Genomic DNA, 1,726 nt, shown 5'->3' on the forward strand with positions numbered 1-1,726 from the left:
CCCGTGCCGTCCTTCATGTTGCTGATCAGGTCATCCTGAACACGCTCACAGACAAATTCGGCAGCATCGCCATCGAACAAGGACAGCACATCCTGGAACAAAACCTCGAAGTCGGTGACGTTCGCTTTTCCTTCGGTGTGCGTCTGCCACGTCTGTGCGGCGGCTTTGCGAAGAGCCAGCAGGCGTTCGATCTGAGGTTTGCCCAATCCCGAATAGAGCGCAGCGGGGATCACTGGCAGAAGACAACGAATGGTTTCCTGCATTTTGCTGATGTGGGGTTGTGACACTGGATAACCGTCTGCTTTAAGTCGTCTGGCCAATTCCCGTTGTGACACGGCCTCGCCAGTTTCCTGCTCATAGATCGAACGAGCGTTTTCGATGCCGACGGCTCGCTCGATGAACATAAGACTGCCGCGCAGGTCGTTCTCGGCCAAGTGACCGGTGAGGGCAATAATCTCCCCGCGAGCCTGATCCCATGGCCGGAACAGCACGCTGATTTTGTAAAAGCGCTGGTCACCGGTCTCACTGTACAGCTCGCGCAGAATCGACAAGCGTGTATTGCCGCCGTTGCGGATGATGAAGTTCTTCTCACCCAGACGACGTGTGACCTGCGGCGGCTGATCCAGTCCCCGCACCCGGATGGAGTCCTTGATCTCTTGGTACTTGACGTTGGTCACGGTACGAGGGTTGTGCTCATACGCGGACAACTCGTCCAGGGTCAGTACCATGGGCGTGTCTGCAATGGGGTCTGGCAGTCGATCGACGGACGGGCCTGATCGACTGAACGAGCCTTGTAGCAACTTGCCCGTTATTTCGTCGGCAGTGAGTTTGCTCGCCATAATTATTGACCTGCCTCAGGAAGTTGAACGACATTGCTCGCTGGCACCTCACCGTTGAGCAATACATCGATCACGGCCTTCAGGCGCGCAATCTCCTGCTCATGACGTAGCGTCGCGTCAATCCGGCTAACGATTTCTGAGTTCATGGAGCGATGGTTTGCTTTTGCAGCCCCTCGCACCCGCCCCCGCATTCCGGTCGGCAGGCGGATGACGAATTTTTCGTCTCTGTCGTCCTCACGAATATTCACAGCGTCGTTATTCAGCATGGCGTTCTCCATCATGGCTTAGGGTTTGTGCGCGGCGCAGTTGAGCGCGAGCGTTGAGGTCGGCCCTGTGGTCGCTGGGGGTGAAAGAGGTGTAGATGGGTGAGCATCCGCCCTTGGTGAATTTGACGTGCCCACCGTGAGTGCGCTGCACTGCCCATCCTTGAGAAATGGCAAACTCAGCCAACGCCTGCAGGGACTTTTTTGCTCCCCGAAGAGACGCGGATACTTGGCTCATGTCCGTGCCCTCTCATTGCTGAAGGCAGCGGATCGAAAGGGGATCTGGTAGCGGCGGGCAATGGCTTCACACCGCTTGCGAGTTTGGCTCAGAGACGCAGCGGCTGAAGCAAGCGATGAACCCGCTGTGCAGTGGGCTTTCAACAGCCGAGCCAGCTCGGTATCGGAAAGGGCGTTGGCTGGTTTCCGTGTTTGAGCTCCAGTGTCGGCCTTCAACTGGGCGGTCTTTTTAGCATTGAGGATGAAGGACGGCTCGCTGGAGCGATGGCTTGCCCGCACTTCATGCACACAGCCGCCGCGGCTAACGTATTCAGAGACGGCCTTTTCCAGCCGGAGGCGTTCCCGCTCACGCTGTGTTTGTGTGGGCAGATCGTCATGGGTGCTGTG

The 1,726-nt window shown here is 57.4% G+C and carries 4 protein-coding genes; all 4 read right to left on the reverse strand.

Going from position 1 to position 1,726, the window contains the following annotated elements; translation table 11 throughout:
- A partial coding sequence (locus ALO80_RS28505) for a ParB family protein (RefSeq protein ID WP_174518980.1) occupies nucleotides 1–839 on the reverse strand: 839 nt, incomplete at its 3' end.
- Nucleotides 840–841: 2 nt separating this feature from the next.
- Nucleotides 842–1,105, reverse strand: coding sequence for an Arc family DNA-binding protein (locus ALO80_RS28510; RefSeq protein ID WP_055011402.1), 264 nt, complete (start codon nucleotides 1,103–1,105; stop codon nucleotides 842–844).
- Complete coding sequence (locus ALO80_RS32170; RefSeq protein WP_083493452.1) at nucleotides 1,095–1,340, reverse strand: hypothetical protein; 246 nt, start codon at nucleotides 1,338–1,340, stop codon at nucleotides 1,095–1,097. The genes ALO80_RS28510 and ALO80_RS32170 overlap by 11 nt, the downstream gene beginning before the upstream one ends.
- On the reverse strand, nucleotides 1,337–1,726 hold a 390-nt coding region (locus ALO80_RS31810; RefSeq protein WP_083493453.1), incomplete at its 5' end, for a hypothetical protein. The genes ALO80_RS32170 and ALO80_RS31810, both read right to left, overlap by 4 nt.

Origin of the sequence: Pseudomonas caricapapayae (assembly GCF_001400735.1) — a bacterium.
Lineage (GTDB): Bacteria > Pseudomonadota > Gammaproteobacteria > Pseudomonadales > Pseudomonadaceae > Aquipseudomonas > Aquipseudomonas caricapapayae.